This is a genomic window from Bradyrhizobium sp. Ken51 (genome assembly GCF_055807435.1).
On sequence record NZ_JBVVPB010000146.1, the window covers coordinates 1 to 368 of the forward strand.

At 57.9% G+C, this 368-nt stretch carries 1 protein-coding gene; it reads right to left on the reverse strand.

Going from position 1 to position 368, the window contains the following annotated elements; all coding sequences use genetic code 11:
* Window positions 1-335: CapA family protein (locus AC0L27_RS41235; RefSeq protein ID WP_473323849.1), on the reverse strand; the 335-nt coding region annotated here is incomplete at its 3' end.
* Window positions 336-368: the final 33 nt, after the last annotated feature.

Here is a 368-nt window from a genome sequence, read left to right on the forward strand (position 1 = left end):
TCTTCCGGGAACGGCGACAACGGATATCCTGGCCGCGGAAAGATCGCATCGTCGCCCATCTCCTTGCGCAGGTACCCCCCGAAGACGCATTCCTTGCCCGTCAAGTCGAACACAAAATGGCCTAGGCCATAGAACACGGGCTTGTCGTTGTAAACTTCGATCCCTCTCAGGAAGTGATGGTGGTGTCCCAACACGATGTCGGCTCCCGCGTCGACGGCCGCGCGGGCGAGTGAACGCTCGTACTCGGTCAGGTACGCCGGTCGGTATTGGCCCCAGTGGTGACTTACTACCACAATATCCACTTTCTTACGCAAGTCCGCGATCAGAGACTGCATCAATGCAGCGTCTTCGGGATACACAATGCTGCG